At 57.4% G+C, this 25,969-nt stretch carries 28 protein-coding genes; 10 read left to right on the top strand and 18 right to left on the bottom strand.

What is annotated here, in order from left to right; translation table 11 throughout:
• Window positions 1–101: 101 nt before the first annotated feature.
• The 6 genes from ACFO5Q_RS15460 (at window position 102) to ACFO5Q_RS15435 (ending at window position 3,833) form a co-directional block, all read left to right on the top strand.
• The gene (locus ACFO5Q_RS15460) at window positions 102–623 is read left to right on the top strand and encodes a hypothetical protein (RefSeq protein ID WP_068146801.1); all 522 of its coding nucleotides are present in this window, start codon (window positions 102–104) and stop codon (window positions 621–623) included.
• A complete protein-coding gene (gene zapA / locus ACFO5Q_RS15455; RefSeq protein ID WP_068146799.1) occupies window positions 623–940 on the top strand; it encodes a cell division protein ZapA in 318 nt (105 codons plus the stop codon). Before ACFO5Q_RS15460 ends, zapA begins: the two co-directional genes overlap by 1 nt.
• Window positions 941–1,137: 197 nt before the next feature.
• The gene (locus tag ACFO5Q_RS15450; RefSeq protein WP_068146798.1) at window positions 1,138–1,719 is read left to right on the top strand and encodes a 5-formyltetrahydrofolate cyclo-ligase; all 582 of its coding nucleotides are present in this window, start codon (window positions 1,138–1,140) and stop codon (window positions 1,717–1,719) included.
• A 49-nt stretch (window positions 1,720–1,768) separates the two neighbouring features.
• Window positions 1,769–2,584, top strand: coding sequence for a TIGR00282 family metallophosphoesterase (locus ACFO5Q_RS15445; RefSeq protein WP_068146797.1), 816 nt, complete (start codon window positions 1,769–1,771; stop codon window positions 2,582–2,584).
• A gap of 84 nt (window positions 2,585–2,668) precedes the next feature.
• On the top strand, window positions 2,669–3,115 hold the full coding sequence (locus tag ACFO5Q_RS15440; RefSeq protein WP_068146795.1) for a hypothetical protein: 447 nt from the start codon (window positions 2,669–2,671) through the stop codon (window positions 3,113–3,115).
• A gap of 82 nt (window positions 3,116–3,197) precedes the next feature.
• A complete protein-coding gene (locus ACFO5Q_RS15435; protein WP_068146792.1) occupies window positions 3,198–3,833 on the top strand; it encodes a GNAT family N-acetyltransferase in 636 nt (211 codons plus the stop codon).
• A gap of 120 nt (window positions 3,834–3,953) precedes the next feature.
• Here the strand turns inward: ACFO5Q_RS15435 and ACFO5Q_RS15430 are convergent, their stop codons facing one another.
• The 9 genes from ACFO5Q_RS15430 to ACFO5Q_RS15390 form a co-directional block, all read right to left on the bottom strand.
• Window positions 3,954–4,715, bottom strand: coding sequence for an MOSC domain-containing protein (locus ACFO5Q_RS15430; protein ID WP_068146788.1), 762 nt, complete (start codon window positions 4,713–4,715; stop codon window positions 3,954–3,956).
• Window positions 4,716–4,817: 102 nt separating this feature from the next.
• Complete coding sequence (locus ACFO5Q_RS15425) at window positions 4,818–5,387, bottom strand: hypothetical protein (RefSeq protein WP_068146786.1); 570 nt, start codon at window positions 5,385–5,387, stop codon at window positions 4,818–4,820.
• Window positions 5,388–5,897, bottom strand: a complete 510-nt coding sequence (locus ACFO5Q_RS15420; RefSeq protein WP_156431928.1) for a hypothetical protein — start codon at window positions 5,895–5,897, stop codon at window positions 5,388–5,390.
• Between the two features lie 16 nt (window positions 5,898–5,913).
• Window positions 5,914–6,726, bottom strand: a complete 813-nt coding sequence (locus ACFO5Q_RS15415; protein ID WP_068146778.1) for a LytR/AlgR family response regulator transcription factor — start codon at window positions 6,724–6,726, stop codon at window positions 5,914–5,916.
• Window positions 6,727–6,789: 63 nt separating this feature from the next.
• Window positions 6,790–7,860, bottom strand: a complete 1,071-nt coding sequence (locus ACFO5Q_RS15410) for a sensor histidine kinase (protein ID WP_197421020.1) — start codon at window positions 7,858–7,860, stop codon at window positions 6,790–6,792.
• A 216-nt stretch (window positions 7,861–8,076) separates the two neighbouring features.
• Entirely contained in the window at window positions 8,077–9,180 is a 1,104-nt protein-coding gene (locus tag ACFO5Q_RS15405) for an efflux RND transporter periplasmic adaptor subunit (RefSeq protein WP_068146773.1), read from the bottom strand.
• 24 nt (window positions 9,181–9,204) lie between these two features.
• Complete coding sequence (locus tag ACFO5Q_RS15400; RefSeq protein WP_068146771.1) at window positions 9,205–12,309, bottom strand: efflux RND transporter permease subunit; 3,105 nt, start codon at window positions 12,307–12,309, stop codon at window positions 9,205–9,207.
• Window positions 12,310–12,492: 183 nt separating this feature from the next.
• Entirely contained in the window at window positions 12,493–12,933 is a 441-nt protein-coding gene (locus tag ACFO5Q_RS15395; RefSeq protein ID WP_068146767.1) for a hypothetical protein, read from the bottom strand.
• An 80-nt stretch (window positions 12,934–13,013) separates the two neighbouring features.
• Window positions 13,014–13,550, bottom strand: coding sequence for a hypothetical protein (locus ACFO5Q_RS15390; protein ID WP_068146764.1), 537 nt, complete (start codon window positions 13,548–13,550; stop codon window positions 13,014–13,016).
• 108 nt (window positions 13,551–13,658) lie between these two features.
• On the opposite strand from ACFO5Q_RS15390, the gene ACFO5Q_RS15385 reads away from it, so the two are divergent.
• Window positions 13,659–14,423, top strand: a complete 765-nt coding sequence (locus ACFO5Q_RS15385; protein WP_068146761.1) for a DUF1295 domain-containing protein — start codon at window positions 13,659–13,661, stop codon at window positions 14,421–14,423.
• A gap of 6 nt (window positions 14,424–14,429) precedes the next feature.
• Here ACFO5Q_RS15385 and ACFO5Q_RS15380 read toward each other — a convergent pair whose 3' ends face one another.
• The 6 genes from ACFO5Q_RS15380 to ACFO5Q_RS15355 form a co-directional block, all read right to left on the bottom strand.
• Window positions 14,430–15,197, bottom strand: a complete 768-nt coding sequence (locus ACFO5Q_RS15380; RefSeq protein ID WP_068146758.1) for a substrate-binding periplasmic protein — start codon at window positions 15,195–15,197, stop codon at window positions 14,430–14,432.
• Window positions 15,198–15,289: 92 nt separating this feature from the next.
• A complete protein-coding gene (locus ACFO5Q_RS15375; protein WP_068146755.1) occupies window positions 15,290–16,837 on the bottom strand; it encodes a sensor histidine kinase in 1,548 nt (515 codons plus the stop codon).
• A 401-nt stretch (window positions 16,838–17,238) separates the two neighbouring features.
• A complete protein-coding gene (locus ACFO5Q_RS15370; protein ID WP_068146753.1) occupies window positions 17,239–17,895 on the bottom strand; it encodes a hypothetical protein in 657 nt (218 codons plus the stop codon).
• Window positions 17,896–18,013: 118 nt separating this feature from the next.
• Window positions 18,014–19,432, bottom strand: coding sequence for an NAD(P)(+) transhydrogenase (Re/Si-specific) subunit beta (locus tag ACFO5Q_RS15365; protein WP_197421019.1), 1,419 nt, complete (start codon window positions 19,430–19,432; stop codon window positions 18,014–18,016).
• Between the two features lie 12 nt (window positions 19,433–19,444).
• A complete protein-coding gene (locus tag ACFO5Q_RS15360) occupies window positions 19,445–19,741 on the bottom strand; it encodes an NAD(P) transhydrogenase subunit alpha (RefSeq protein ID WP_068146751.1) in 297 nt (98 codons plus the stop codon).
• A gap of 1 nt (window position 19,742) precedes the next feature.
• Window positions 19,743–20,873, bottom strand: coding sequence for a Re/Si-specific NAD(P)(+) transhydrogenase subunit alpha (locus ACFO5Q_RS15355; RefSeq protein WP_068146748.1), 1,131 nt, complete (start codon window positions 20,871–20,873; stop codon window positions 19,743–19,745).
• A 250-nt stretch (window positions 20,874–21,123) separates the two neighbouring features.
• On the opposite strand from ACFO5Q_RS15355, the gene ACFO5Q_RS15350 reads away from it, so the two are divergent.
• Both ACFO5Q_RS15350 and ACFO5Q_RS15345 read left to right on the top strand, forming a co-directional pair.
• Entirely contained in the window at window positions 21,124–22,593 is a 1,470-nt protein-coding gene (locus ACFO5Q_RS15350; RefSeq protein ID WP_068146745.1) for a sigma-54-dependent transcriptional regulator, read from the top strand.
• A gap of 19 nt (window positions 22,594–22,612) precedes the next feature.
• On the top strand, window positions 22,613–23,449 hold the full coding sequence (locus ACFO5Q_RS15345) for a glutamate racemase (RefSeq protein WP_068146742.1): 837 nt from the start codon (window positions 22,613–22,615) through the stop codon (window positions 23,447–23,449).
• Here ACFO5Q_RS15345 and ACFO5Q_RS15340 read toward each other — a convergent pair.
• Together ACFO5Q_RS15340 and ACFO5Q_RS15335 are read right to left on the bottom strand one after the other, a co-directional pair.
• Window positions 23,446–24,087: a phosphoribosyltransferase gene (locus ACFO5Q_RS15340; protein WP_068146740.1), complete on the bottom strand. Its 642-nt coding sequence runs from the start codon at window positions 24,085–24,087 to the stop codon at window positions 23,446–23,448. The two genes, ACFO5Q_RS15345 and ACFO5Q_RS15340, sit on opposite strands and share 4 nt — an antisense overlap.
• Before the next feature lie 30 nt (window positions 24,088–24,117).
• Entirely contained in the window at window positions 24,118–24,669 is a 552-nt protein-coding gene (locus ACFO5Q_RS15335) for a PAS domain-containing protein (protein ID WP_068146738.1), read from the bottom strand.
• Window positions 24,670–24,768: 99 nt separating this feature from the next.
• Between ACFO5Q_RS15335 and ACFO5Q_RS15330 the strand changes: the two genes are divergently transcribed.
• Window positions 24,769–25,587, top strand: a complete 819-nt coding sequence (locus ACFO5Q_RS15330; RefSeq protein WP_068146736.1) for an arylamine N-acetyltransferase family protein — start codon at window positions 24,769–24,771, stop codon at window positions 25,585–25,587.
• 64 nt (window positions 25,588–25,651) lie between these two features.
• Here the strand turns inward: ACFO5Q_RS15330 and ACFO5Q_RS15325 are convergent, their stop codons facing one another.
• Window positions 25,652–25,822: a DUF2312 domain-containing protein gene (locus tag ACFO5Q_RS15325; protein ID WP_269448966.1), complete on the bottom strand. Its 171-nt coding sequence runs from the start codon at window positions 25,820–25,822 to the stop codon at window positions 25,652–25,654.
• Between the last annotated feature and the right edge of the window lie 147 nt (window positions 25,823–25,969).

Genomic DNA, 25,969 nt, shown 5'->3' with positions numbered 1-25,969 from the left:
TTGACGACAGGGGGGCATCGCCCCTATCTTTGGCAGAAACCAGCCGAATCCGGTGTTTTGCATGTTGCTGAACAGGCACTGCCGCAGGGGGACTACCGATAATGAGTGAAAGCAGAAAAAACGACGTCCTTGAGGCCGCACGGTCGCGACTCGAAGCCGCCATGTCGCATCTGGCGCAGGAAGTCGCCACGGCACGCGCCGCCAAAATCACAGCTGAGAAGATGCGGGCGGAAAAAGCCACACTTGAGAGCCGCGTGGGCGCGCTTGAACAGGAAAACCTCAAGCTGCATGAGCAGGTGGCGACCTTGTCACTTCAGGACAACGGCGCAGACACAGACGCCGCGATGGCGACGCTTGCGGAAGAAAAAGCCGCGATTGAGCAGAATTACGGCCTCCTGAAGCGCCAGTACGCCACGCTGCAGGACGAGATGGAAGGCCTTGAAGACCGGCTCGCGGCCCAGGCTGCTGCAAGCAGCGATGGCGGGGACGCTGACAGTGCAATGGCGGCCGAGAATGCAGAACTGAAGAAGGCTGTTATGGCCCTGAAAGCCGAACGCGATGAGATTCGCAGTGAGCTTGACGGCGCCATCGGACAGCTTGAAACCATTGTGGGAGACGCCTGATGGCCCAGATCAATGTTGATGTTGCCGGAAAATCCTACCCGCTTGCCTGCGGTGAAGGCGGCGAGGAGCGCCTGCGCAAACTGGCGGGCTATGTAGACACCAAAGCCAAGGACCTTTCAGGCAAATTGGGCCATGTAGCTGAAAACAAACTGCTTTTGATGGCCGCCATCCTGATTGCGGATGAACTGCATGAAGCCCTTGAAGGCCAGGGCGGCGCAGGGATCATGGGCGCGCTCAGTGAAGAAGACCTCGCCAGCGTGCTTAATGAGGTGTCCTCAGACGTGGAAGCTATTGCAGAAAAGCTCGCGAACGCCTAAATACACGGCGCGGGTTCTGCGCTGTGCGCACGATATGCAGTAATCCCCGGGGCTATAAATTCTCCTAGGGAGCTGTCCCTGGTTCGGACCGTGGTCCTTACTATTAACGGCACCCACCTGATTTATCAGGCTACGGAGGATACATACGTCAACGCGGCAGAGGCGGTCCCGCACCCTTCTCTTTTCCAGGGTCAGTCATGACAATCAGCCAAGACAAATCGACCATGCGTGAAAATGCCAAGCGCATCCGCATGGGCGCACATCAGATGTATGCGCTTGAGGCAGCCGAGAAGGCCGCGACGCACGGCATGGGGCTTTTTTCAAGCTTTGAGAAGCACGCCATCATCGGCGCCTATTGGCCCATGGGGGACGAGCTTGACCCCCGCTTTTTGATGAGCGCGCTTGAACGCGCGGGATATCGCACAGCCCTGCCGGTCGTGACTGGGAAAGACCAGCCGCTGACATTCCGTCTGTGGGGCGTGGGCGACCCGCTGGAGGCTGGCAGCTTCGGCACCCAGCATCCTTGCACAGACGCGCCTGAGGTGGTGCCCAACGCGCTGATCGTGCCGCTGCTTGCCTACGACGAAGACTGCTACCGCCTGGGCTGGGGCGGCGGGTTTTACGACCGAACGCTGGCCGCCCACACAGAAATTAAAGCATTTGGCTTTGCCTTTGGCGCCCAAATCGTTGATCATGTTCCCCGAGAAGCGCACGATTGGCCGCTGCAGGGCGTGATTACGGAAGAAGGCGTGATCCTGCCCCGCAAAATGAGCGTATAGCGCCCGCTATTCGCCCTGTGCGGTTAACAAAAAAGAAAAACAGGTACCTATGCGACTATTATTCCTTGGCGATCTGATGGGCCGTGCTGGACGGACCGCCGCCATCGACGCCCTTCCCGATCTTCGCGAAAAGCTGAAGCTGGATTTTGTTGTGGTGAACGCAGAAAACGCGGCCTCGGGCTTTGGCACCACCAGCAAGATCGCCGGCGCGGTCATCCAGTCAGGCGCTGATGTGATCTCCGGCGGCAACCACACGTTTGACCAGAAAGACATCCTTTCCGTTATCGATAACGACAACCGCATCCTGAGGCCCATCAACTACCCCGAAGGCACGCCCGGCCGCGGCTATGCCGTTTATGATGCGCCACGGGGCAAGAAGGTGCTGGTGATCAACGCCATGGGCCGCGTGTTCATGAACGCGCTTGAATGCCCGTTCCGCGCCATCGATAAGGTGCTGACCAAATACCGCCTGGGCGTGACGGTGAATGCCATCATCGTGGATTTCCACGGCGAAGCAACGTCCGAGAAAATGGCCTTGGGCCAGTATCTGGATGGCCGCGTGAGCTTTGTTGTTGGCACCCACAGCCATATCCCCACGGCGGACTGCCAAATTTTCGATAAAGGCACGGCCTACCAGACCGACGCCGGCATGTGCGGGGACTATAATAGCGTGATCGGCATGGACAAGGCTGAGCCGATCAACCGGTTCGTTTCCCGCATGAACAAGGAACGTTTCACCCCTGCGGGCGGCGAAGCCACCGTGTGCGGCACCTTTGTGGAAACCGACGACCGCACGGGGCTGGCGAAACGCATTGAGCCCGTGCGCCTTGGCCCCCGCCTGATGGAGCATATGCCCGAGGTCTAGGCCCAGGCATTCCGCCACAATTTGGCCCTTTGGCTAAACTATTGTACCCTTTCATGCGCTTGGGGGCGTGAAAGGAGACAGTCGATGACCCGCTTGTTTTCCATTTTTGTGCTTGCTGCTGGCGGCGCTTTCTGGGCCGCGCCGGCATCGGCGCAATATCTTTCAGACGGCGACTATGAAGAATGCAGCGTTTATGACGCGGATGGCGATTTTGTTGGCTACAGCAACGAATGCCTGGAGCGTAAACGCGCCATAATTCGCCGCTATCAGGACGATGACATCGGCCACAGGCATCGCGGGCGGTCAAGTCGCCATGCGGACACCCGCCCCACCATCCCGGCAGGCCAGCGTTTCACGCCCATCCCAACCATCCGGCCTTGCCCCGTGTGGGCCAATGCGGGCCAGGGATATCCAAGCACCATGTCCACCAGCCTATATGGCCAGTATGTCACCTATTTCGGTACATTCGACAGCATGGTGAACGGTCGGCGCTGTTCTGCCCAGTATCACTTCACGCGGCCCTATAACTGACCACGGCCCGCAATGGCCGCCGCCATTGAAACCACTGCGCCCTGCCCCATTTCACGGTTAAGACAAACTTGGGGGCAGACAGATGGCAGAAGACAGCGGCACGCCAATCACACGCAACAAGGTTTCAGACGCGCGGGCTGATGCCATCCGCAGCGCGGTGCGCGCAGCCACCAGCATGCCAACGCCAGACCGGGCGGCGCGGCTCGCCACCCCGGATGACGCTGAAGCCTTCCACGCCTTCCTTTCCGACCCCAAGGTTTACGCCCCCATCTACACCCTGCCCCGGCCGCTTACGGTGGAGAGCGTGCGCGCCTTCATCGAAGCGCACGAGCGCGAGCGCGAGAAAGGTGTGGGGCTGATGTTCCTGAACCTGGACGCCACGGGCCGTATTGTCGGCTACAGCGATTTCAGCTTCTGGCCGCAGTGGGCGGCGGGGGAGCTGGGCGGTGCCGTGCACCCCGACATGCAAAGCAAGGGGCGCGGGCAGATGGGCGCGGCGATGAGCTTCGGTTGGATGTTCGACGCCCTTGGGCTGGACCTGATCGTGGAAACCGCCGCGCTTGATAATATCCGCACCGCAAAGCTTCTGGATTATCTTGGGTTTGTGCGCAAAGGCGAAATCACCAGCACCCGGCCTGACGGCAGCACCCGAGCGTCACTGGTGTGGGAAATCACAAAAGAAGAATGGGCCGCGAAGCACCAGAATTCGTCATGCTGAACTTGTTTCAGCATCCAGGAACACATCCGGTAGCAGGCGAGGAAGAAAGATAGACCCTGTTCGCGAAGCGGGCGGCACGCCAAACAAGTTCAGGGTGACATCAGGAGCAACCCATAAGCATCAATCCACAGGCATGAACGGGTCGCCAAGCTTGATAACACCGGCTCTTTCCACCGTGCAGTAGATGCCCATCAGATTGGCGCCAAACTCCTGCTGCAGCACCTTGGGCAGGTTTTGGTCCACTTCCGCGGTCTTCAGGTTCACGTTGGTGGCGTTACAGCGCACGATGGGTTTCATCAGCCTGAGCGTTACATCGCCCGCGGTGAACAGCCTGCCCTTCTCCCAGTCGCGCTCCGCCCAGGCGGGCAAGCCGTCCAGATAGAGGTTCGCGCGGAAGCGAAGCGGATCAAGCGCCTCGCCGACGTGGGTACCGAGCGCCTTCACGCTCGCGAGGTTCACAACAGACAGCACCTTTTCCGGCACGTCTGAAAACATGTGGCCTTCCGCGCTTTCAAGGTGCGGCGCACCCTTTGCGCGGTCACCCATATAGGTTGCCATCATGATATCCAGCCGGTGCACTTCGTCCGGGTCGCGCAAGCTGCCGTGGAACAGCAGCTCGCCGTCCTTCGAGACGGTCATCACGTCGCCTTCGCCGCTGAAGCTGACCTCAAGGGCCGCGAGCTCCGCGTGGGTCATCAGCGCAAGGAATTTGGTTTTCGGCAGATGCTTTGGGGCACCCGGGTCAAACTCGGTATTGCCGTGGCGGATGGCAAAGGCGCGGTCACCCGCAATCGCTCCGCCTGGTTCCAGCTGGGCTGTCTCAAGCCGCTGGCCCGTCAGGCCCTTCACCGGATACCGCCAAATTTCTGCGATTGTGGTCATGTGATTTCCCTTCGACGACCTATTCAGCAGCCTCACTTCACTAAAAGCACTCGAATTATTTGTTTCTAGCAGCGCACTACTATCTGCACGTAAAGGGGGCTTTTAGCGGCGAAACCCAACTCGAAACCTAGCCAACTCAAAACGTTCTTTCTTAGCTGCTTCGGCTGCTTCTTTCTTGCCTAGTCCTTGAGCTCGAAGTTTTTTGGCCGCATATTTTTCGAAAAGTTTCGGCCATTCAGGAAAATCAGCATTCACATCAACGGTGATATAGGACGCCTCGATTCCTTCAGAGGGCTTTGTCGCCACCAATGAGGACTGTATGAAAAAGCCGCCAGATGCCACAATATGATCTATCTGTTGATACTCGTTTTGTAAATCAAACGAAAGGACTATCGACAACTCAACAGGCTGTAGAAACTGTAAAAACAGCTTTGTATCGCGTTTGCGTTTTAGAAACCCCCAAGTTGTACGAACATCGCCTGAAACAGCTTCCCGTCTATGGTGTTCGATCAGGTCATGCAGTTGCGGACAATCAGTTGTATCAACAGTTACGAATGGTACTAGAGCACTATCACCCCAACCAGGGTGCCCCACCAACCCAAAGTTCGTTATTTTGACCGGCACACCATCAAAAACTCTGGATCGGTAGCCAGATAGAGCATACCTAAGCAATCACTTGGTCCTAATTAATTTAAAGCCCAAAGAAGAAATCTGACCTCGTGTATCCCTCACTAGCAACTCGTAGGATTTGGTCTCGTCCTTCTCAATATCATTCAATTTTGAAGCAGAAAATTCAACTTTAAAGCTCTTTTTTTGACCTGCCTCCAGATAAAAGATATCGCCACTGCCTTCATTTTCGCCTTCCTGCCAATCAACCTTATCCGGCTTAAGGATCACAGTTCGAATACTTTCTGAATAGCGCATTATCAGTATTCTGAGCTCAATGTCGCTAATTGAAAATGATCGCGTAGCGGGGTTTGAAATAGAAAGATCAAAGAAAAAGCACTCCTTCCCTCCCTCATACTTCTTAAAATATTCCTCAAGGTATAAATCGACACCCGCCGATGCTTCTTGGATGGCGCGCTTGGACCTAACGTCAGACCTATAGGAATAGAATGCAGACACCCCTGCTATTACAGCCGAAGCACCAGAAACGACCAATGCCAATACCTCAGTTTCCATGACTAGAAACCTATCCCTATAAAAAACGTCCAACCACATCCTTGTAGGACCGGCTGACCTTCAGTTCGGTGCCACCCTCAAGCGTCAGGAAGCATTCGCCGTTCGAATGGGGTTTCACTTCTCGCACCTTATCAAGGTTCACGATGGTGGAACGGTGAATACGCTGGAAAATCTTGGGATCGAGCCGCTTTTCCATGGTCTTCATGGTCTCGCGCAAGATATGCGTTTTCTCGCCTACATGGATGCACATATAGTCCCCCGCCGCGTCGATATATTCCACGTCAGAGACACTAACGATGGTGATATGGCCGCGGTCTTTGATGCGCAGGTGCGGATCGAAGCGGTCATCATGGCTTTCCACCGGCTGTTCCAGAATAGCGGTCAGCGCCTCCTTCGACGGCTCGTCCATGCCTTCGATCAGTTCCACCAGTTTGGCGTTCTGTTCAATCGCCATACGCTGGCTGATAGCCTCGCGCACGCGGGTGATGGCTTCCGCCAGACGGTCTTCCTCAACCGGCTTCAGAAGGTAATCAAGCGCGTGGGCCTCAAACGCATCGAGCGCATATTGGTCATAGGCGGTGACGAACACAACAAGCGGGATTTCCGCCTCGCCCACCAGCGAGCGCAGGACCGAAAAGCCGTCAAAGCCCGGCATCTGGATATCCAGGAAAACCAGATCCGGCTTCATTTCCTTGATGGATTTCACCGCTTCCCGCCCGTTCGAGCAGGTGCCGATGATCTCGATATCGTCGAATTTCTCAAGCCTGATCTTCAGGCCGCGCAGTGCCAGTGGCTCATCATCCACAAGAATAGTGCGTATTTTCCCCATGTTCCTACCCCGGTCAGTTTTGCTGCGAGCTCTGTGGTTGGAAAATCCGGCCCGCTTTGAAGTTTAAGTTTGTTTCTTTCGTTCGCAAGGAATTTCGATAAAGATACCAAGGCCTTTCGGCTCCAGGTTTTCCAGCATGATCAGGTGGTCTGGCCCGTAAATCTGGTGCAGGCGTTCCTTGGTGTTGGTAATGCCCACGCCCGAACCCGACTGACTGACGATATTGTTGAGGTCGTCTATTCCCGGCCCGCTGTCCTTCAGCCCGATCTTCAGCCAGCCGTTTTCCACACGCGCTTCCACCTTGATGGTGCCGCCATCGATTTCCGGTGCGATGGCATATTTGATGGCGTTTTCAATAAGCGGCTGCAGCAGAAGACTTGGGATCAGTGCGGACCGCGCCTGTTCATCGATATCAAACTCCACATTCAGCCGGTCTGAAAAGCGGACCTTTTCAATCTCCAGGTAAAGCCCCAGCGCGTGCAGTTCCTGATCCAGCGGGATACGCTGCGTTGGCTGGTTCACCAGCGTGAAGCGCAGGAAGCTTGAGAGCTTCGTCAGCATCTTGTTGGCGTCCTCTTCGGACTTCTCAAGCACGAGGGTGGAGATGGCATTCAGGGTGTTGAACAGGAAGTGCGGGTTCAGCTGGTAGCGCAGCATCTTCAGCTGTGCCTGGTGCGCCATGGCCGTTGCCTTCAGCGCCTGCTCCTTCTGTTCCTGCATGCCTGTATAGAAATGGTAGCCGAAATAGATGGCCGACCAGGCAAAGAGCGTCGTGGCTTCAAACATGGCATTTGAGAATAGCCCAAGCCCGGAAGCCTGCGAAAAATATGGGATCAGGATCGGCCCGAGTGACACCTCGATATAGGAATACATGAGCCCAAGTGTGGCACAGGTTATGACCACAAGCGGCAGCAGCAGCGGCAACGACCAGTCCTTGGCGAACCGGTATAGATAGCGCAGCCCTGTTGTCATGGTCAGGCCAATCAGGATCGCCACCAGAATCAGAATGGAATAGAAGCGCAGGTCAAACCCGATCGCAAATGCAGTGAAGGAACGAACAAGGCCGTAGCCTGTCCAGCCCAATATCTGGAAAGTCCAGAACGTGCGTTCTTTGGTCCCAAAGAAACGATCCATGTCGGCGGCAGCCCCCTGATTTGCCTTTTGGCGTTTTTCTTCTTCGAGGACTAAATCAAGAAGCCCCGGCACCTCAACGGGACCGGTTCTCCGGTCATCCGCTGATTGTGCAGGGGCATTATGGGACCCGTTAGGGGCTTCGCCAACAGGCTTTTTGGGGCCAACACTGTTTTTTGGCTTTTTGTCCATATGGCTACTCGGAACAGGTGGGCGCCCTTAGCGCCCACTTGCGAGGTTCACACCGCCGCGCAGTTCAACCGCCTGGCCTTCGCGCAGGCGTTCACCGCCGCGCACCACCACGCGGTCCCCGCTTTCGATGCCACCGGTTACAGCGACAAAGCGGCCTGTGGCAGCACCTGTGGTCACCATCAGGCGCTCAGCCGTATTATCTTCCTTCACACGGAACACATAAGTGCCTTCGCGGCGAAGTACCAGCGCGTCGCGCGGCACCGCCACCACCTGCTCGGGCGTGTTCGCAGGCACGCCAACCTGCAATGCCGCACCTACCACATAGTGGCCGCTTGCAGGCAGACTGACGCGAAGTTCCATGCTGCGGCTCAGCGCATCACCCACAGGCACCAGGGCCCGGATTTTCGTGTCCGCCACAAGCTGATCCTCACGGATCACCACCTTCTGGCCGTCATTCAGCACGCGGGCAAGCGTTACCGGCGCCTGAGCGGATACTTCCAGATGCTCGGTATCAACCAGACGCACAATCTGGCGACCGGGGGAAGAATATTCACCAATCTGCGCGAGGCGCTCCACCACGCGGCCCGGGAACGGCGCGCGCACTTTGGTGCGGTCCAGATCAATCTTCGCCTGTTCCACCGCTACGCGGGCCTGGGAAAGCTCCTCGCGGGTCATGGCAAGGGTGCTTTCAGCCTCCTCAAGGCGGCTGGACGGAATATTGTTGTTGGCCGCCAGTTCCTTGAGGCGCTTCAGGTCGCTTTCCAGATACTGGATGCGAGCTTCCAGACGCGACACCTGGCTTTTGTTGCGCGCGAGAGCCAGCGTCTGGTTCCTGTCGTCAATCTCGGCGATCACATCGCCTTCCTTAAGCAGCGTGCCTTCGCTGGCGATCCAGACAACGCGGCCTGCGATTTCGGCAGAGATACGGCTGTCGTTCAGGCTGACCACCGTGCCCGGCAGGTAGGTTTGCGGCGCCATCATCTCATTGCTGGCTTCCGCCACTTCCACAAGCGCTGGCGGCATCTGGCGCTGCTGGGCGCTGGCGGCACCGGTGAACAGGCTTGCGGCGGCAAGAACCGCCACAAGGGTTCCTTTCAGGGGGATTTTGGCTTTTGCCATTGTCATAGTCATCTCTCAGTTCCTCGCGTTTTTATTTTATTCAGCAGGGTGCAATGTGCGGCCGCGCAGGCGGGCGAACAGGGCCCCGATCATGCCCAGTTCCTTGAACCGCAACAGACACGGCAGCAGAACCAGGGTAAAGATGGTGGAAACGGCCATGCCGCCCACGATTGTGGTGGCCATGCCGCGGTAGATGTCGCTACCCGCACCGGGGAACAGCACCAGCGGCAGCATGCCCATGATGGATGTCAGCGTGCTCATGAAGATCGGCCGCAGGCGAAGCGCCAGAGACCGCTCTACCGCTTCGTCACGGGTCAGCCCTTCGGCTTCGCCCGCCCGGGTCTGGGCCACCAGCAGGATGGCATTATTGACCACCAGGCCCAGCAGGATGATGAAGCCGATCATGGTCAGGAGATCAAGCGGCGCAAAGGACACCAGGTTCAGGAGGCGCAGCGCCAGCACACCGCCAACTGTAGCCAGCGGAATGGTGATCACCACAAAGATGGCGTCCTTGGCGGACTTGAAGAGCGCCGCAAGGATCATGAACAGCAGGCCCAGGGCCAGCACGAAGTTGAGAGCCAGCGAGCTAACGGCCCGCTCAAGCGAATCTGCGCTGCCGCCATAGCTGATGGTGCCGTCAGTCGGCATAAGGGGGCGAAGCTCAGGCTCAACCTTGTCCTTCAGCACTGCGATCATGTCTTCAAGCGCCATGCCTTCGGGTTGGTTGATATTGAGCGTCACGGTCCGCTTGCGGTCCACGCGCTGGACAAAGCTTGGGCCCACGCTGCGTTCGATCGATACAAGGTCACCCAGCAGCACCGTGCCACCACGCGGCGTGGCCAAAGGCACACTTTCAAGCGCTTCGGGCTCCGCCCAGTCCTGCGACTTCAGGATCATGTCCACACGGCGTTCGCCGTCGAAATGTTCGCCAAGCCACAGGCCGTCACCAAGCGCCCGGATGATGCGCGCAACGTCACCACGGGTATAGCCGACTTCAGCCAGGCGGCGGTCGTTGGGCACCACTTTCAGCTCAGGCGACACCACATTCGGATCCGGGTTCGGTTGTGCGCGGGCACCCGGCAGGTTTTCCTGCACCAGCTGCATGGCTGTCATGGTCGCGTCCCTGAGGCCGTCCAGATCACGCGACTGCAGGTGCAGCTGCACAGAGCCATTGCCACCGAAGCCGCCGAACAGGTTGCCCTGCTGGCCGAAAGCAAACACATCCGGGAAGCCCACGAGGATTTCCTCATTCACCAGCTTCTCAAGCTCTTTGACCTTGTTCTGGTCCTTCGCGCGAATGCCCAGTGACCCACCCTGTCCATTCGGGAAGGTGATGAAATAATAGTTCCTCAGCGCCGGTTCCTTTTCACCCGACATATAGGGCTTCAACCGGTCAACGATGACGCTGACAATCTCGCGTTCGATGGTTTCTGTGTTGGCGCCAGACGGGAAGGAGACGAAGGCGTCAACTGCGTCCCGTTTCACCGGCGGCAGATAGTTCATGTTGGGCAACAGGCTGTAGCTGAGGCCAACCGCACCCGCCATCAGGCCCACGATCAGACCCACGCGGCGCATGGGTGTGCCCGTGAGACGCATCAGCTTGCCCGAGAAACGCTTGGCTCGCGCGCCAGCGGCCTCGTTGGCCGGAAGCTTCTTGAGCCAGGCTTCTGCCGCCACAGGCAGCACAGTAACCGCCACGATGAGCGACAGGCCAACACCAATGGCGATCGTCAGTGCCAAGTCGGCGAACAGCTGGCCTTCCACGTCCTTCAGGAACAGGATCGGCACAAAGATAGCCACGGTTGTGGTGGTGGAAGCCAAAAGCGCACCCCACACCTGCCCGGCCCCCAGCAGGGATGCGATGCGTGGTTTTTCGCCGCGCTCGCGAAGTCGCACGATGTTCTCCAGAACCACGATGGCAGCATCAAGCACCATCCCTGTAGCAAAGGCGAGGCCCGCAAGCGAGATCACATTCACCGTGCGCCCGAACATTGCCAGCACGATGATTGTGGTCAAAAGGCACACAGGGATCGTAAGTGCGATCAGAAGCGTGGCGCGCATCTGGCGCAAGAACCACCACAGCACACCCACCGCCAGCAGGATGCCGATCACCAGGTTGGTGGACAGCAGGTTGATCGCACGCTTGATAAAGACCGACGGATCGAAGGATTTTTCAATCGCGATGCCTTTTTCGGCCAGCATGCCGCTGTTCATCTCATCCAGCTTTTCGGTCAGGCGATCAATGGTGGCAAGCACGTTGGCGCCACTTTCGCGGATCACGCGCATACCCACGGCCGGGTTGCCGTTCTGGTACACCACTTGGCGCGCGTCTGGTGGCGCCACTTCAACGGTGGCGATATCGCCAAGGGTGATCGGACGCCCATCGCGCCAATCCAGGATCTGGGCGCGCAGTTCCTCGGGCTCGTACCGGCCCTGGAAATTCAGCATATAGCGCCGACGGCCCACCTCAAGAAAGCCGCCTGAGCTGTCGACCGTGCGGCCCACAAGACGCGCGATGGCATTAACATTAATGCCCAGTTCGGCAGCCCGGATGGCATCAAATTCGATGCGCAGTTCTTCGCCAAACCCCGCGCCTGCTTCCACGGAAATATCGGCCACGCCTTCAACGCTTTCAAGCTGTGGCACCACCTCGTCCTGGATGAAATTGACATACTGGTCCTGCGGCAGCGAGCTGCCGTCGCGGAACTGTGTGAACAGATAGATCAGCGTCTCACCCGTCGGGTTGCCGCCGTTCATCAGGATACGTGGCCGATCCGCATCTGCCGGTAGGGGCGGCAAGCGGTTGATACGGCTGATCACGTCGATCAGCGTGCGGTCCATGTCTGATTCAAGCGCGAACTCCAGCGATACAAAGCCGAAGCTGTTGTTCGAGAAGGTGCGCATCTCCTCAAGGCCCGGGATGCCTTGCATCACCTCTTCAACGGGCTCGATGATCTCTGATTCGATCTCAGACGGGCTGGCGCCGCGCCAGAACACTTGCACGGCCAATTGCGGGCGCTCAATTGCCGGGAACAGCTGCACAGGCAGTTTGGTCAGCATCACGGCACCCAGTACAAGCGCCATGGCAGCCACCACGATGACAGCCGCCGGATTCTTCAGGCTTTTTTCTGTAAGTTTCATGGAACGGGTTTCCTCGCGTCGTATCCATTTATATCGTTACGACACGGTATGACCTGTTATATTATAATGCGGAATGTGAATGCGACGGGACGCCATTCGCCTGCGACAAAACGCAAAAAGGGGGCCTGAAGCCCCCGGATTTCCTAAACTTTCGCTTAAATAAGCACTGGATGAGAGACTCAGTTACTCGTCATTCTTGTCCGACTTTGGTTTCTTCTGCCATTCCTCGAACTCGCCAAGACCACAGCTGCCCCACTGACGCCCAAAACTGTCGAGTACTGTGATGATCTCCGACTTACACAGTTGGGAAATCGAGGTGCTGTACATAAAGCGCTCTTCCCGCGCCAGACTGATGCAGCGATGCGGCATCCTGTTCATATAGGCCTTTTTGCCGAGCCCATGGAAAAAGATGGTCTGATCGTCGATAATCTGCGAATCCCGCAGGTACCGGAGCGGCACGCAGTGACGCGTTTCGCCCGTTGGCTCATATTTTTCAAGAATGCGCTCAAGGCGTTTTTCGCCCCGCGTCTTTTCTTTTTCACCGTCATCGTCCGCAGACGTCGTGCCGAAAGAAATCGCGAGTACTGCTACTAATGCCGCGGAGAACAGGGATTTTTGTTTCATTTTCTGTCTCACCTTTCGTCTCATTTCACGGCTACCCTACCAAGGGCTGTCTGAACAATTGCTGAACAATTTTTAGGGCTTTAGTCAAGCCCTTCAAGCTCTCTCTGCATGGCCACCCGAAGGTCCGCCCCCAGATTTGCAAGCGCGATCTGCTCTGTCCGCCCCACCTTTGTGAGCGTGTCATCAAACGCCAGACCATGCACCTGCGCCAGTTGCAGCAAGTAGGCAACAAAGGCGTCGGCGCGTGCCTGGATAATCCAGCGGAATGGCCCGGTTGGGACATCGCGACTTTCGCATAACCTCACAAATTCATGCACTAGATGCGGCAGAAGCGTGGTGCCAATACGGCGAAGACCAGCACAGAAAGCAGCGAAAGGGGGCAGCTCTTCTTCCGGCGTATCGTCTTCCAGGTCTTCTTCCTGCTGGCAGGAGGCGACAGCTTCAAGCTGGCTGACCATGTCCTCGAGCTCGCGATCAAGCGCGTCTGCAATATCATCCGCCAGCTTCTGCTGGTTGGGGCTCAAAATAGCACGGCCGGAGGCTTCCAGCCCCCGTAGGCTGGCACCCAAAAAATCGATAATGGTTGCCTGTTCTGTCACATCTGATCCTTGTTCCAACCCGTTTTCCTATACATGGTGCAGCCGCCCGCGCCAACAAACTTCGGATTTTTGATCGATTTGACATAGAATTTCGTACACTGTCCGAACACACCCTGGGGAGCACGAATGACCGACATCTATTTAACAGGCGCAACCGCTCTTGCCGCCAGCCTTCTGGCCCTTTGGATCATCAGCATCTTGCGCGGGCACGTGAGCTTCATCGATGCCTTCTGGGGTACGGGATTCCTGATCGCAGCGGGCGCGGGCGCGACAACACTTCCCGCCCTTGGCCCCGCGCAAACGCTGGTACTAGCTCTGCTGGCGGCCTGGTCTGTGCGGCTTTCCGTCTATCTGTTCAGGCGCTATCTGGCCCATGGCGAAGACCCGCGCTATGTGAAAATCATCGGCGCCCGCACAGGCGTCAGCCGCCATATATTCACGGCCTGGTTTGTCTTCGGCATGCAGGGCGCGCTTATTCTGGTCATCGCAGCACCGGTTATAGGGCTATTGGCAGAACCCGCGCGCGGCCTTGACGGCTGGGCCTACGCGGGAGCGGCTCTTTGGGCCCTCGGTGCCTTCTTTGAATGGGTGGGCGACTGGCAGCTTTCACGCTTCAAGGCAGACCCTTTGAGTGAAGGCAAGGTGCTGGACACTGGCCTTTGGGCCTGGACGCGGCACCCGAACTATTTCGGCGATGCCTGCGTCTGGTGGGGCCTATGGCTGATCGGCCATGACCTGACGCTAGTGTTCACGCCTGCGCTTATGACCTTCCTCCTGATGAAATGGTCGGGCGTACCGCTTCTGGAAAAATCGCTGAAGAAGCGCCGGCCCGATTACGCGGATTACATCAAGCGCACCAGCGCCTTTTTTCCAAAGCCGCCTAAAGGCTGACAGGCGTCAGCGGCAAGGCCCGTCGGGGCAGACCGGCCCCATGCGCAATAGTTCCCGGTTCAGGCGGGCCAGGGCTTCCCCATCCGTTGACTTGGTGCACCCGATATAGAAAAAGATATCGTCCTGCATATCCGTAAGGTCCGCGATGATAGCGAGCTGATCCCCAAGGTTATATTGCACGATCAGATGTTCAACAGTCGGCTTGGTCACGATCAAAAAATCACCAACACCGGCAGCGAGATTCCTGAGAGTCCGCGGCGTGGAAGTGGAGGCGACCATAAGGTCCCGGCCTTTGAGAAGCGGATCAACATAAGGCCCGTAGGATGTATCCACCTGCACGATTCCCTTAAGGCGGGCATCATCCAGAAGGCTCACAAGAGACCGGTGGCCCCCGATCCTTTTATCGGATTTCCTGACCACCACGACCATGCCATAATCCTTGCCGATGGCTTCGGTGAATACAAGAAATTCGCGCCGGGCCTCGGTGGCGAACAAAGCCGCTGCACAGACATTGCCAGGCGCACGCTTCAGAAGCGCCATCTGGTTATACCAGGGCATATAGCTCCATTCCAATTCGACATCAGCGCCCTTCGCCACCGCTTCAAGGTGATCAGCCAGATAGCCCTGCGCCCCATCGGATGAGGCTGTCACATAGGGTGCTAGGTCGGCATAAAGAAGAGTCAGCTTGTTATCCCCGGCATGCGCAGTGCCAGCATTTAGCGTCACAGCACACAGCAGGACAGCCGGTGCAAACAGTCTGGTAAGAAAATCCAATATTCATTCCCACCCAAATCAGGACCCCACATCAGTCTAAGTCCCGGTTCTTGCCAAAAGGTTTATAGCCTCCAGGGAGCCCAGAAAGCCCGTCAGTCCGGCACGGAGACAGAGTGCGTGGGAAAGGTTAGCGTGATTTCCGTACCCACACCTTTTTCCGACGCAATATCAAAACCACCACCAACCAGCGCCATAAAACGCACCACAAGCGGCAAGCCAAGGCCAGTGCCCGCGTGTTTGGTGTGGACGCCGCCGCGCACTTGCCCGAAGAGCTCCAGCGCCTTCGTCAGTTGGTCTTCCGTCATACCAATGCCGTTATCCTTCACCGTGAGAGCACACCAGTCCCCGTTCGACGAGCTTGAGAGCTCAACCACACTGCCTTCAGGGGAAAACTTCACGGCGTTCGAAAGGACATTCAAAAGCACCTGGCGGGCGATCCGCTTGTCTGTATAGACATTGATTTCAGGGACATCGCAATTGACCTTGATGTCTTTTTCATCCGCCAGCGCGCGCACCAGTTCACAGCTGGTATTCACAAGGTCTCGGATATCAACATCTTCCATGAAGATGTCATACTTGCCTGCTTCAAGCTTCGACATATCAAGGATGTCATTGATGACGGCAAGAAGGTGCGCGCCGCTTTCCCGGATCAATTGAACATATTGCTTGTTCTTCTCACCCTCCACCTTGCCAAAAATCTCCAGCTGCAGCATTTCGGCAAAGCCGATAATGGCATTCAGGGGTGTGCGGATTTCATGGCTGGTGGAAGCCAGAAAATCCGACTTGGCTTTGTCCGCCGCCGCCACACGCTCCACGACAATACGCACGCGCCTGAGGAAAATGCGCACCAGGACTGCGACAATGGCCAGCATCAACAGCGTGGGCCAAACCAGGGTGATCAGCATGTTGCGCCCGGCGTGCGTGGCGGCCCACGAAAGGTAAGCAGCCTGCCCTTCAGAGGAGGCCAAAGCCAGTGGGATAAATTCCTTGTCGGTCGGCTGTTCGGTATGGAACTCGATTCCCTTGAGGGAATATTCGCTCTCTAGCTCGGCTATAATGTTTGGCGTTATCTCGGAAACGAAAACAAGCGACGGTCGAGCCTCTTCGAAGAAGTCCTTACCAACGTCAGACCGGAATCCAAGGCCGGTGGTAACCATGCTGGCCCCGAAAGCGAACAGGCGTTCATTCGCAACGACAAAGCCACTAACGCTGGCAGGTGTATCAATTTCAGGAAGCTCCAGTGACCGGACGGCATCCGCAAGCCCGGCCCCCAGCAGCTCGCCAGCGGGCGGGAGCCCGTTCTGGACCTGGCTGAAGATGACCGATCCGTCAGGCGCCATAACAAGAACACCAACCACAAAGCTGTAGGTATAGGTGGTTTCTGCGATGGACTCCTTCACCCATCTCTCGTCGTATTCCAGAACGACATTTTGAACGGCATCGTCCCACCAGGCATTATCTTCTGCGAGCAGCTCCAGCCGACGGAGATATTGGTTCATAACGGAATGAAATTTCTGGCGTTCACCAGCAATGGAGGTCTTGTCCTGTTGATAGGCAAGGAAGCCGGCGAGTGCGACATACCCCGACATACATAAGAACATGGCAATGAAGATCGGCCGAACGAATTGCCGAACATCCATGAATGCTTCCCTTCTGCCCCCATCTTTAAGGATAGCGCAGAAGCTGCGTCATGGATATCAACGTTTGGGTTTGCAATACACAACCATTAAGAGTTTTTTCAATGAAACTGCGGCAACACCCCATGTCGGCCATATGCTGCATTATTTCATTTTTGCAATTGATTATTAATATTATTTATGGGATAAGATCATCAGCAAGGCGGAACCGGATGCCCCGCCTTGTCTGCGTCGGTCCTGACAGCGGCGCTTTCCTTGGCGGGCGGCCCATGATTGGCCCTAACTTCTCCTGCGGCTGCCCGCCCCTAACTTCCCGAGAGACTTTCTTCTGACCAGTCACGAAAAAGCCGCCCCAGCCCCGGGGCGGCTCTCTCATTACTATCGGAAGCGATCTGGCCTGCTGCCTAGCGGTCAACGATCACCAGGCCAGGTGCGTCATAGTCCGGGTACAGCTTCTTCAGCGCCTTTTCGGTAAATTCAGCCGCAATGGGGCCAACCCGCGTGGTCACCGCCGCCTTGCGGTAAGCATAGTCCGGCCCCGTATAGCTGCGACTGGCGGTATATTCGGGCACTGGTGAGACCCAGATATAATGTTCAGCCACCACATTGCCGTCCTTGTCCAGCACGGTCACATCACCGCCTGCCTGCGTGTTCCTGGACCGAAGCGCCGCCAGCGAAAACGACTGAATCTGAAGTTTCTTGATCCTGACCTTCACCGTGCCGTCAAAAGCCGGGTCGGCTTCCTTGATACCGCGCTCCATCATCGCCTGAAACAGCGCAGGCACGTTATAGTCCTTAATATCCGGGAACAGGCGCTCGTTGCCCCATTCGGTGCCGGCATAAAGGCTGACGTTCAGTTTGGCATTCGGTGGCAGGCCGCCGCGCGTTCCTTCCGTGCGAAATTCGCGGAAGGCTTCCTCGCGCCTGGTGTCGATATCATTGATACGGTCCATCTTGGCTTGCAAGCGGTCAGAGAAGGTTACCTCCACGTCAGCCAGCGCTGCTGAGCCGGGCATCAACAGGGCTGCGGCTGTCGCTACCGTCATCATCAGATTTTTCATGCTAAACCCTTTCGTCTTGTCCTTGCCAAAACCTTATGACGCCATCGCTGAACCGTGCCTGAACAACAAAGGCCGCCCATTTCCAGGGGCGGCCTCTTTTCTAACGCGTTAGTGGCCTCTAATGGAAGCCCTTGACGATTTCTTCTACCATCTTCTTGGCGTCCGCAAACAGCATCATGGTGTTATCGCGGAAGAAGAGCTCATTCTCCACGCCGGCATAGCCACTGCCCATGGAGCGCTTGATGAAGAGGACCGTCTTGGCCTTTTCCACGTCCAGGATAGGCATGCCGAAGATCGGGCTTTGAGGGTCCGTCTTGGCAGCCGGGTTCGTCACATCGTTTGCGCCAATCACGAACGCCACATCAGCCTGCGCGAACTCGCTGTTGATGTCTTCAAGCTCAAACACTTCGTCGTACGGCACATTGGCTTCCGCCAGAAGCACGTTCATATGCCCCGGCATCCGGCCTGCCACAGGGTGGATGGCATATTTCACTTCAACGCCTTCGTCCTTCAGCATGTCGCCCATTTCCTTGAGCGCGTGCTGCGCCTGCGCCACCGCCATGCCGTACCCCGGCACAATGATCACTTTGGAAGCGTTCTTCATGATGAAGGCCGCGTCGTCCGCGCTGCCCTGCTTGACAGGCCGCGTTTCCGCAGCACCCGCCACAGCCAGGCCACCGTCACCGCCGAAGCCGCCAAGGATCACGCTGATGAAGGACCGGTTCATGCCTTTACACATGATGTAGGAAAGGATGGCACCGGATGACCCCACAAGCGCGCCGGTAACAATCAGCGCCGTGTTCGCCAGCGTGAAGCCGATGCCCGCAGCCGCCCAGCCAGAATAGCTGTTCAGCATGGAAACCACCACTGGCATGTCCGCGCCGCCGATCGGGATGATCAAGAGGAAGCCGATGATGAAGCTGAGGGCTGTGACGATCCAGAAGATGTGCACGCCTGCGATCTCAAGGTCTTGGTCCACCACGAACATGGCGATACCGCCCACAATGCCAGCACCCAGCAGGATGTTGATGATATGCCGCGCGGGCAGCATGATCGGCGCGCCGGACATATTGCCGTTCAGCTTGGCAAAGGCGATCACAGAGCCCGAGAAAGTGATGGCGCCAATGGCAATGCCCAGGCTCATCTCAATCTTGGAGGCTGTGTGGATATGACCCATGGCATCCGCGATCCCGAAGGATGTGGGGTGCAGGAAGGCGCTGGCCGCCACCAGAACGGCCGCGAGGCCCACAAGGCTGTGGAACGCTGCCACAAGCTGGGGCATCTGAGTCATGGCGATCTTGCGCGCGATCACGAAGCCGATGGCCCCACCAATAACAATCGCACCGATGATCCAGTCATAGGAGACGATCTCGGGGTTCATGATGGTCGTCACCACCGCGATTACCATGCCGATTATGCCGAAGATATTACCCTGGCGGCTGGTTTCAGGAGACGACAGCCCTCGAAGGGAAAGGATAAAAAGAACAGCTGCCACCAGGTAGGCAACGGCTGTGAGGTCCACATGCATTTGTGTCATATGCCAGGCCCCCTATTTCTTTTTCTTGTACATGGACAGCATTCGCGCCGTAACCGCGAAGCCGCCAAAGATATTGACAGCAGCAAGCCCGATGGCGATGGCCCCAAGGATCTTGGAGATCGACATGGCTTCCGGTCCAGCGGCAATGAGTGCACCCACGATGATCACGCTTGAGATGGCGTTGGTAACGCTCATCAGCGGCGTGTGCAGGGCGGGCGTAACAGACCACACCACATAATAGCCAACGAAGATCGCCAGCAGGAAAACAGAGAACTGCTGGATAAATGGATTTACGATGATGTCATGCATCTTATTTCTCCCCCTTGAGGCGCTCGTTCACAACGGCACCGTCCTTGGTGACAAGCGACTCGCGGATGATCTCATCCTCGAAGTCGAACGCAAGTTCGCCTTCTTTCACCATGGGTGTAATGAAATGAACCAGGTTGCGGGCATAAAGTGCGGAAGCATCCGCCGCCAGGCGTGACGGCACATTCCTGTGCCCCACGATCTTGACACCATGCGCTTCAACCACTTCACCGGGTTTAGAAAGTTCGCAGTTGCCGCCCATCTCGACCGCCAGGTCAACGATCACGCTGCCGGGCTTCATGCTTTTCACCATCTCTTCGGTGATCAGCTTCGGCGCCGGACGGCCCGGGATCAGGGCCGTTGTGATGGCCATGTCCTGCTTGGCCAGCGTTTCAGCAATCAGCGCCGCCTGCTTGGCCTTGTATTCGTCAGACATTTCCTTGGCGTAGCCACCGGCGGTTTCAGCCGCTGCGGTCTCTTCGTCCTCCACCATCACGAACTTGCCGCCCAGGCTTTCAACCTGTTCCTTGGCTGCAGGACGCACATCTGTGGCGCTGACGATTGCCCCCAGTCGCTTGGCCGTCGCAATGGCCTGAAGGCCAGCAACACCCGCGCCCATAACCATAACGCGTGCGGGTGGCACCGTGCCGGCGGCGGTCATCATCATCGGGAAGGCCCGGCCGAATTCAGCCGCACCGTCCAGCACGGCCTTATAGCCGGCAAGGTTCGATTGGGATGACAGCACATCCATAGACTGTGCCCGCGTGATCCGCGGCACGAACTCCATAGCGAAGGCCATCAGGCCCGCCTTGGCGTAGGCGTCAAGCCGGTCGCGCTCCACGAACGGGTTCAACACAGCAAGCTGGGCCGCGCCTTTTTTCACGTGCTTGGCATCCGCCGCCTCAAGCCCCTGCACGGAAAAGATGACGTCGGCATCCTTCACTGCAGCCTTGAGGTCCTTGGCGATGGAAGCGCCAGCCTCTTCAAACTGTTTGTCTGGAATGGAGGCGCCTTCTCCGGCGCCTGCCTCGATGATGACCTCGAACCCGAGGCCGATCAGTTTCTTGACTGTTTCGGGGCTGGCCGCAACGCGCTTTTCCGCGTCTCGCCGCTCCCGAAGGACCGCCAGTTTCATAAGCAGTTCTCCCTGAACTTTTTAAAGACAACAAAACAGGCACTTCAGCACTTGAAACTTATATTTCTGGTTTGCCCCTCTCGAGCTGCCAGAGCCTTGAAACGGAAGGGTAGCGCAATTGCGCGTATGAGCAACATTATTTCTTGTGATGATGATGTGAAGAGAAAGTGATTGGTAAAATTTTATGATTACCACTTTGTTAACAAGTGTCCTGAAATGATACAGTTTGATTCGGTGGCAGGGGCATAAAGTGGCAAGCGAACGCGTTCTCATAGTCGAAGACGAAATCACCCAGATCACACTCCTGGAAGGCATTGTGACGCGGGCAGGTTTTGGCGCTGAAAAATGCATGAGCGGTCAGGAAGCCATAGACCGGCTGATGGACCGCGCTGCCCCTAAGGTCGATGTCGTGCTCTTGGATTTGGTCATGCCCGGCATGGACGGTATTGAGGTTCTCAATGCCATCCGCCCCAAGTTCCCCGCCCTCCCGGTTGTCATGCTGACAGCGCACAGCTCCATCACCACAGTGGTGGACGCCATGCGCGCCGGCGCCAATGATTTTATCGTGAAGCCCGCAAGCGCCGAACGTATCCGCACAGCGATAGAGGCAGCGCTGAAGACCAGCTCGCTCGTGGGAGAAATCGGCCCCATGCGCGATCAGATGGCTGGGCACGCCACCGGCGTCGGTTTCCAGTCCCTTGTGGGCACATCTGAGAGCATGCAGCGCGCGGTGGGCCTGGCCAAAAAAGCAGCCAAGGCCGCCATTCCAGTATTGATCGAAGGCGAAAGCGGCGTGGGTAAGGAAGTGTTCGCAAACGCCATCCATGACGCCAGCGACCGTTCGGGCACGCCTTTTGTGGCCGTAAACTGTGGCGCCATCCCGGAAAACCTGGTGGAAAGCATCCTGTTCGGCCATGAGAAGGGCGCTTTCACAGGCGCCACGGAAAAACGCATCGGTAAATTCCAGGAAGCCGACGGCGGCACCCTGTTCCTTGATGAGGTGGGCGAGCTGCCGCTGGATGTGCAGGTGAAGCTGTTGCGCGCGATCCAGGAGAAAGAAATCGATCCCGTTGGCGGGCGGCAGTCGATCAAAGTCGATATCAGAATTATTTCGGCAACGAATCGAAACCTGGCAGAGCGCGTCGCCACTGGTGCCTTCCGCGAAGACCTTTATTACCGGCTGAATGTTTACCCCATTCACCTGCCGCCGCTTCGTGAACGCAAAAGCGACGTCCCGGCGCTGACCGAACATTTCCTGGACCAGATCGCCGCCATGGAAGACATGGCGCGCAAGCAGGTCTCAACGGACACGCTGAGGCTTCTTGAAAGCTACGATTGGCCGGGCAACATCCGCCAACTTCAGAATGCCCTGTTCCGCGCGGTGATCCTTTCGGACAGCGACATCCTGACGCCAGCCGATTTCCCGCATCTGCAGCCCAACGCAGGCGCTGTGCCCACCCTTCCTCATTCCCAGCCCGCTACTGTGCCTGGTTCTGCTCCTGGGCCCGGCCCTGCCACACAAGCGCCACAGGCAGATGGCATGCTGCTGGCGCTCGAAAGCGGTGACGGCCATATCAAGCGGTTCGATGAGCTGGAAGCGGAGATTATCCGCAAGGCGCTTGAAAGGTACGACGGTAAGATGGCCGAAGTCGCACGAAGGCTTGGCATTGGCCGGTCAACGCTGTATCGAAAAGTAGCTGAATACGGTCTCGACACTTAAGCAAAGGGCGCACGCGCTGATGATTGGCGTTTTTGATTCCGGCTCGGGCGGGCTCACCATCCTTGAAGCCCTGCATGAAGCCATGCCAAACCAGGATTTCCTGTATCTGGGCGACCATGCCAACGCGCCATACGGGCACCGGTCGAACGAGCAGATCGTGGACATGACGCGGGACTGCATCGAAACCCTTTTTGATGCGGGCTGCGACCTTGTCATTCTGGCCTGCAACACGGCAGCCGCCATCGCCCTCAGGACCCTGCAGCAGGATTGGCTGCCGCAAGCTCACCCAAACAAGCGTATCCTTGGCGTTCTTGTGCCGATGGTGGAGGCGCTGACCGGTGTGCCCTGGAGCCAGGAGCATCCGAACGGGGGCAAGCCAAAGGACCGTTCGATCCTTCTGTTCGCCACGCGGAAAACGGTGGAGAGCGGCTCATATCTTGATGAAGTGAACAAGCGTGCCCCGCATGTAGCCCTGGTACAGAAGGCCTGTCCTGGCCTAGTGGACGCGATTGAAGGCGGTGCCGGGCAAGCGCCCATGCGCGGCCTGATTGACGGTTTTGTGGGCGAAGTGCTGGCAGAAGTGCCTGCGCCAGATGCTGCCGTGCTGGGCTGTACCCATTTCCCGCTGGTACGGGACTATTTCCGTGACGCCCTGCCCGCATCGACAGAGCTTCTGTCCCAGCCCGACATCGTCGCGAAATCGCTGAAGGACTATCTGGCGCGGCATCCGGAATTCCAGAAAAGCGGATCAGGCCATGTTCGGCTTTTGACAACCGGCAGGCCAGAGGATGTCACTATGGCGGATGCCTACCTGCCAGAAAAACTCCGGCACTTTGAGGATCACACCAGCGTCTAATTCGCGCGGTAACTGGCCAGGATGTCGGCGACCTCTGCCGTGCTGACCTGATCAAAAATCCGGTAGTGCGCCCCAACGGCGCGGAAATATTCAGGCGTTTCAAGGCAAATGACATCATCCACAAGGCGGCGCATCTCAAGCACGACCTCAGGCGGCGCAACGGGAACCGCCAGACAAATGCGTTTCGCACCGCCCGCGCGGATGGCTTCAATCGCCGCCTTGACGGTGGCGCCTGTGGCGATGCCGTCATCCACCAAAATCACCACGCGGTCACGTACATTCAAAGGGCCGTCGCCCGCGCCCATCTCAAGCCGCCGTTTTGCCATGGCCCGCAGCATGTCGGCGGCCGTGCTTTCCAGATAAGCGTCAGAGATATTGAAGAAGGTGACGACCTTCTGGTTGCGCACCAAGTGCGGCGGATTTCCTTCCGCCACCGCGGCGGCGGCCAATTCCGGCTGGCCCGGCGCGCCCAATTTTCGCACCTGCAGGATATCAAGCGGCGCGTTGAGCGCATGTGCTACCTCATAGGCCACAGGCACACCGCCACGCGGCAGCCCGATTACCAGCGCATCCTGCCCTTCAAACGCCTGAAGGCGTTCGGCGAGCAGTTTTCCAGCCTCTGTCCTGTCATGAAACATGGCGCATTTTACCGCGGATCAGCGGATGGTTCAAATACCCTCAGGCACGCCGAAACCGATGTCGATATAATCGATATGGGCCACATCCAGCGTTTTAATATCTTTGGGTTTGCCAAACCGTGAGAGCAGCGGTTCCGATTTCGCAACCGAGATAATGCCGATCAACCGGTCGATCTTGCCACTGCGCCCTTTAAGCGGATACATGGAGCTTTGATAAAGGCGCTGAAGGCCGTTTTGCCCCACCAGCGTTCGAACATTGTAGCCGCCGCAGGGCACATCGGTGATGTTGGAATAAAAAGTGTCCATGGGATCGAACATGTCTTCGTCCCAATATTCGAACAGATTTATGCCGGTGAAGCTGGCCTGCAAAACCTCGTCTACCGCGCTGCCGATAATGGTAGGCACCAGATGCCGCGGCCCCTGCCGTTCCGCCATCGCAATCCAGGGCAACATCGGCTTGATATCGGATGGATGAACAGCCGAGCGTTGCGGAATGGCGCCGCCTGCATCCTGCATCAGGCCGCGATAATATTTTAACAGCTTTTCATGAGCCGGAGGAAGAGACACAATAAGGGTGGTCACTTTATAAGTTGTTGCCCCATCAGGATTCAGATTGCCAATCTATGGGGCCCGTGTCCATGCCGTTTTTGGCACAAAGGCAAACAATGTGAGAATGCCCCCATGCAACTGGATGCCTATCTAAAACGTATTGGATTCAATGGAATACCACAGGTTGATCTTGAGACATTCCAGCGCATCCACCGCCTGCACAGTGACGCCATCGCGTATGAGAATCTGGATGTGCAGGCCGGTGTGCCCATCGGGATCGACGTGCCTGATGCGTTCGAAAAGATCGTCGGGCGCGGGCGCGGCGGCTGGTGCTATGAAATGAACGGCCTGATGGGCTGGGCCCTGGGCCAGATTGGCTTTTCCGTCACACGCGTGGCCGCAGGTGTCAGGCGCGCGCTTCTGGGGGACGAGATGGTCGGCAATCACCTTGCGCTTCTGGTGGACCTTGAAGGCGTGCGCTATCTGGCCGACGTCGGCTTTGGGGACGGCATGGTCGAGCCAGCGCCGCTCAAGGAGGGCCCTTTCAAGCAGCGGCAGTGGCGGTTCGCCCTTGAAAAGCTGGACGACCGCTGGTGGCGGCTGCATAACCACCCGGACGGCGCGGCCCCATCGTTCGATTTCACCGAAGAACAGGCCGACGCCGATCTGCTCGCCAGAAAGTGTCAGCACCTCCAGAGCTCGCCAGAGTCAGTATTCGTGCTGAACGCTGTGTGCCAGCGGCACTTCCCGGACCGGCTTGAGATCATGCGGGGGCGGGTACTGAAAACCATCCGCGCGGACGAAAGCCACAAACGCACGATCGCGGACCTTGATGATTACCGGGAGACGCTGAAGGCGCTGTTCGGGCTTGAGATCGAAGGCCTCGACCCTATCTGGCAGAAGGTGCTGGCGCGCGACGCGGAACTGACTGCTGAAGCCCGCCAGGGATAACCCGGCCATGAAAAAAGGCGCTGAAACCAGCGCCTTCTCAACACTTCAGCAATAAAGCCAAAGCCTATTCGTCGTCGCCTTCGCCTGGTGCGGCTGGTGCGGCTTCCGGCATCTGGCCGCCTTCAATGGCGTGCAGGTAAACGTCCAGAAGCGCTTCCTGCTCCTGCCGGTCTGCCTGATCCATCTTGCGGATGGCGATAACCTTGCGCATCACCTTGGTGTCGAAGCCTAATATATACTGTATCTTTTTGTATCATTATTTAGCAGTCAGCCCATTGCTATTTTGGAAGGGGCCATGCTGAACCGCCCCGGGATTGTCGGAGGCAGGTTGGTTTAAGTTAAGCGGCCATGGGGCGTTCGTCCAGCATGGCGTAGTAATTTC

It is taken from the genome of Kordiimonas lipolytica (assembly GCF_042651265.1).
Classification (GTDB): Bacteria; Pseudomonadota; Alphaproteobacteria; order Sphingomonadales; family Kordiimonadaceae; genus Kordiimonas; species Kordiimonas lipolytica.
The sequence above is the reverse complement of the archived record's forward strand: the minus strand, read 5'-3'. Positions and strand labels throughout refer to the sequence as shown.

Excerpts from the sequence above, each read along its gene's own strand:
- ACFO5Q_RS15370 (WP_068146753.1), bottom strand. The coding sequence starts at position 17,895 with ATGAAAAATCTGATGATGACGGTAGCGACAGCCGCAGCCCTGTTGATG.
- ACFO5Q_RS15340 (WP_068146740.1), bottom strand. The coding sequence starts at position 24,087 with ATGTTTCATGACAGGACAGAGGCTGGAAAACTGCTCGCCGAACGCCTT.
- ACFO5Q_RS15360 (WP_068146751.1), bottom strand. The coding sequence starts at position 19,741 with ATGCATGACATCATCGTAAATCCATTTATCCAGCAGTTCTCTGTTTTC.
- ACFO5Q_RS15355 (WP_068146748.1), bottom strand. The coding sequence starts at position 20,873 with ATGAAACTGGCGGTCCTTCGGGAGCGGCGAGACGCGGAAAAGCGCGTT.
- ACFO5Q_RS15415 (WP_068146778.1), bottom strand. The coding sequence starts at position 6,726 with ATGGGGAAAATACGCACTATTCTTGTGGATGATGAGCCACTGGCACTG.
- ACFO5Q_RS15365 (WP_197421019.1), bottom strand. The coding sequence starts at position 19,432 with ATGACACAAATGCATGTGGACCTCACAGCCGTTGCCTACCTGGTGGCA.
- ACFO5Q_RS15435 (WP_068146792.1), top strand. The coding sequence starts at position 3,198 with ATGGCAGAAGACAGCGGCACGCCAATCACACGCAACAAGGTTTCAGAC.
- ACFO5Q_RS15450 (WP_068146798.1), top strand. The coding sequence starts at position 1,138 with ATGACAATCAGCCAAGACAAATCGACCATGCGTGAAAATGCCAAGCGC.
- ACFO5Q_RS15405 (WP_068146773.1), bottom strand. The coding sequence starts at position 9,180 with ATGACTATGACAATGGCAAAAGCCAAAATCCCCCTGAAAGGAACCCTT.
- zapA (WP_068146799.1), top strand. The coding sequence starts at position 623 with ATGGCCCAGATCAATGTTGATGTTGCCGGAAAATCCTACCCGCTTGCC.
- ACFO5Q_RS15430 (WP_068146788.1), bottom strand. The coding sequence starts at position 4,715 with ATGACCACAATCGCAGAAATTTGGCGGTATCCGGTGAAGGGCCTGACG.
- ACFO5Q_RS15410 (WP_197421020.1), bottom strand. The coding sequence starts at position 7,860 with ATGGATCGTTTCTTTGGGACCAAAGAACGCACGTTCTGGACTTTCCAG.
- ACFO5Q_RS15375 (WP_068146755.1), bottom strand. The coding sequence starts at position 16,837 with ATGGATGTTCGGCAATTCGTTCGGCCGATCTTCATTGCCATGTTCTTA.
- ACFO5Q_RS15460 (WP_068146801.1), top strand. The coding sequence starts at position 102 with ATGAGTGAAAGCAGAAAAAACGACGTCCTTGAGGCCGCACGGTCGCGA.
- ACFO5Q_RS15400 (WP_068146771.1), bottom strand. The coding sequence starts at position 12,309 with ATGAAACTTACAGAAAAAAGCCTGAAGAATCCGGCGGCTGTCATCGTG.
- ACFO5Q_RS15330 (WP_068146736.1), top strand. The coding sequence starts at position 24,769 with ATGCAACTGGATGCCTATCTAAAACGTATTGGATTCAATGGAATACCA.
- ACFO5Q_RS15345 (WP_068146742.1), top strand. The coding sequence starts at position 22,613 with ATGATTGGCGTTTTTGATTCCGGCTCGGGCGGGCTCACCATCCTTGAA.
- ACFO5Q_RS15395 (WP_068146767.1), bottom strand. The coding sequence starts at position 12,933 with ATGAAACAAAAATCCCTGTTCTCCGCGGCATTAGTAGCAGTACTCGCG.
- ACFO5Q_RS15440 (WP_068146795.1), top strand. The coding sequence starts at position 2,669 with ATGACCCGCTTGTTTTCCATTTTTGTGCTTGCTGCTGGCGGCGCTTTC.
- ACFO5Q_RS15445 (WP_068146797.1), top strand. The coding sequence starts at position 1,769 with ATGCGACTATTATTCCTTGGCGATCTGATGGGCCGTGCTGGACGGACC.
- ACFO5Q_RS15420 (WP_156431928.1), bottom strand. The coding sequence starts at position 5,897 with ATGGAAACTGAGGTATTGGCATTGGTCGTTTCTGGTGCTTCGGCTGTA.
- ACFO5Q_RS15385 (WP_068146761.1), top strand. The coding sequence starts at position 13,659 with ATGACCGACATCTATTTAACAGGCGCAACCGCTCTTGCCGCCAGCCTT.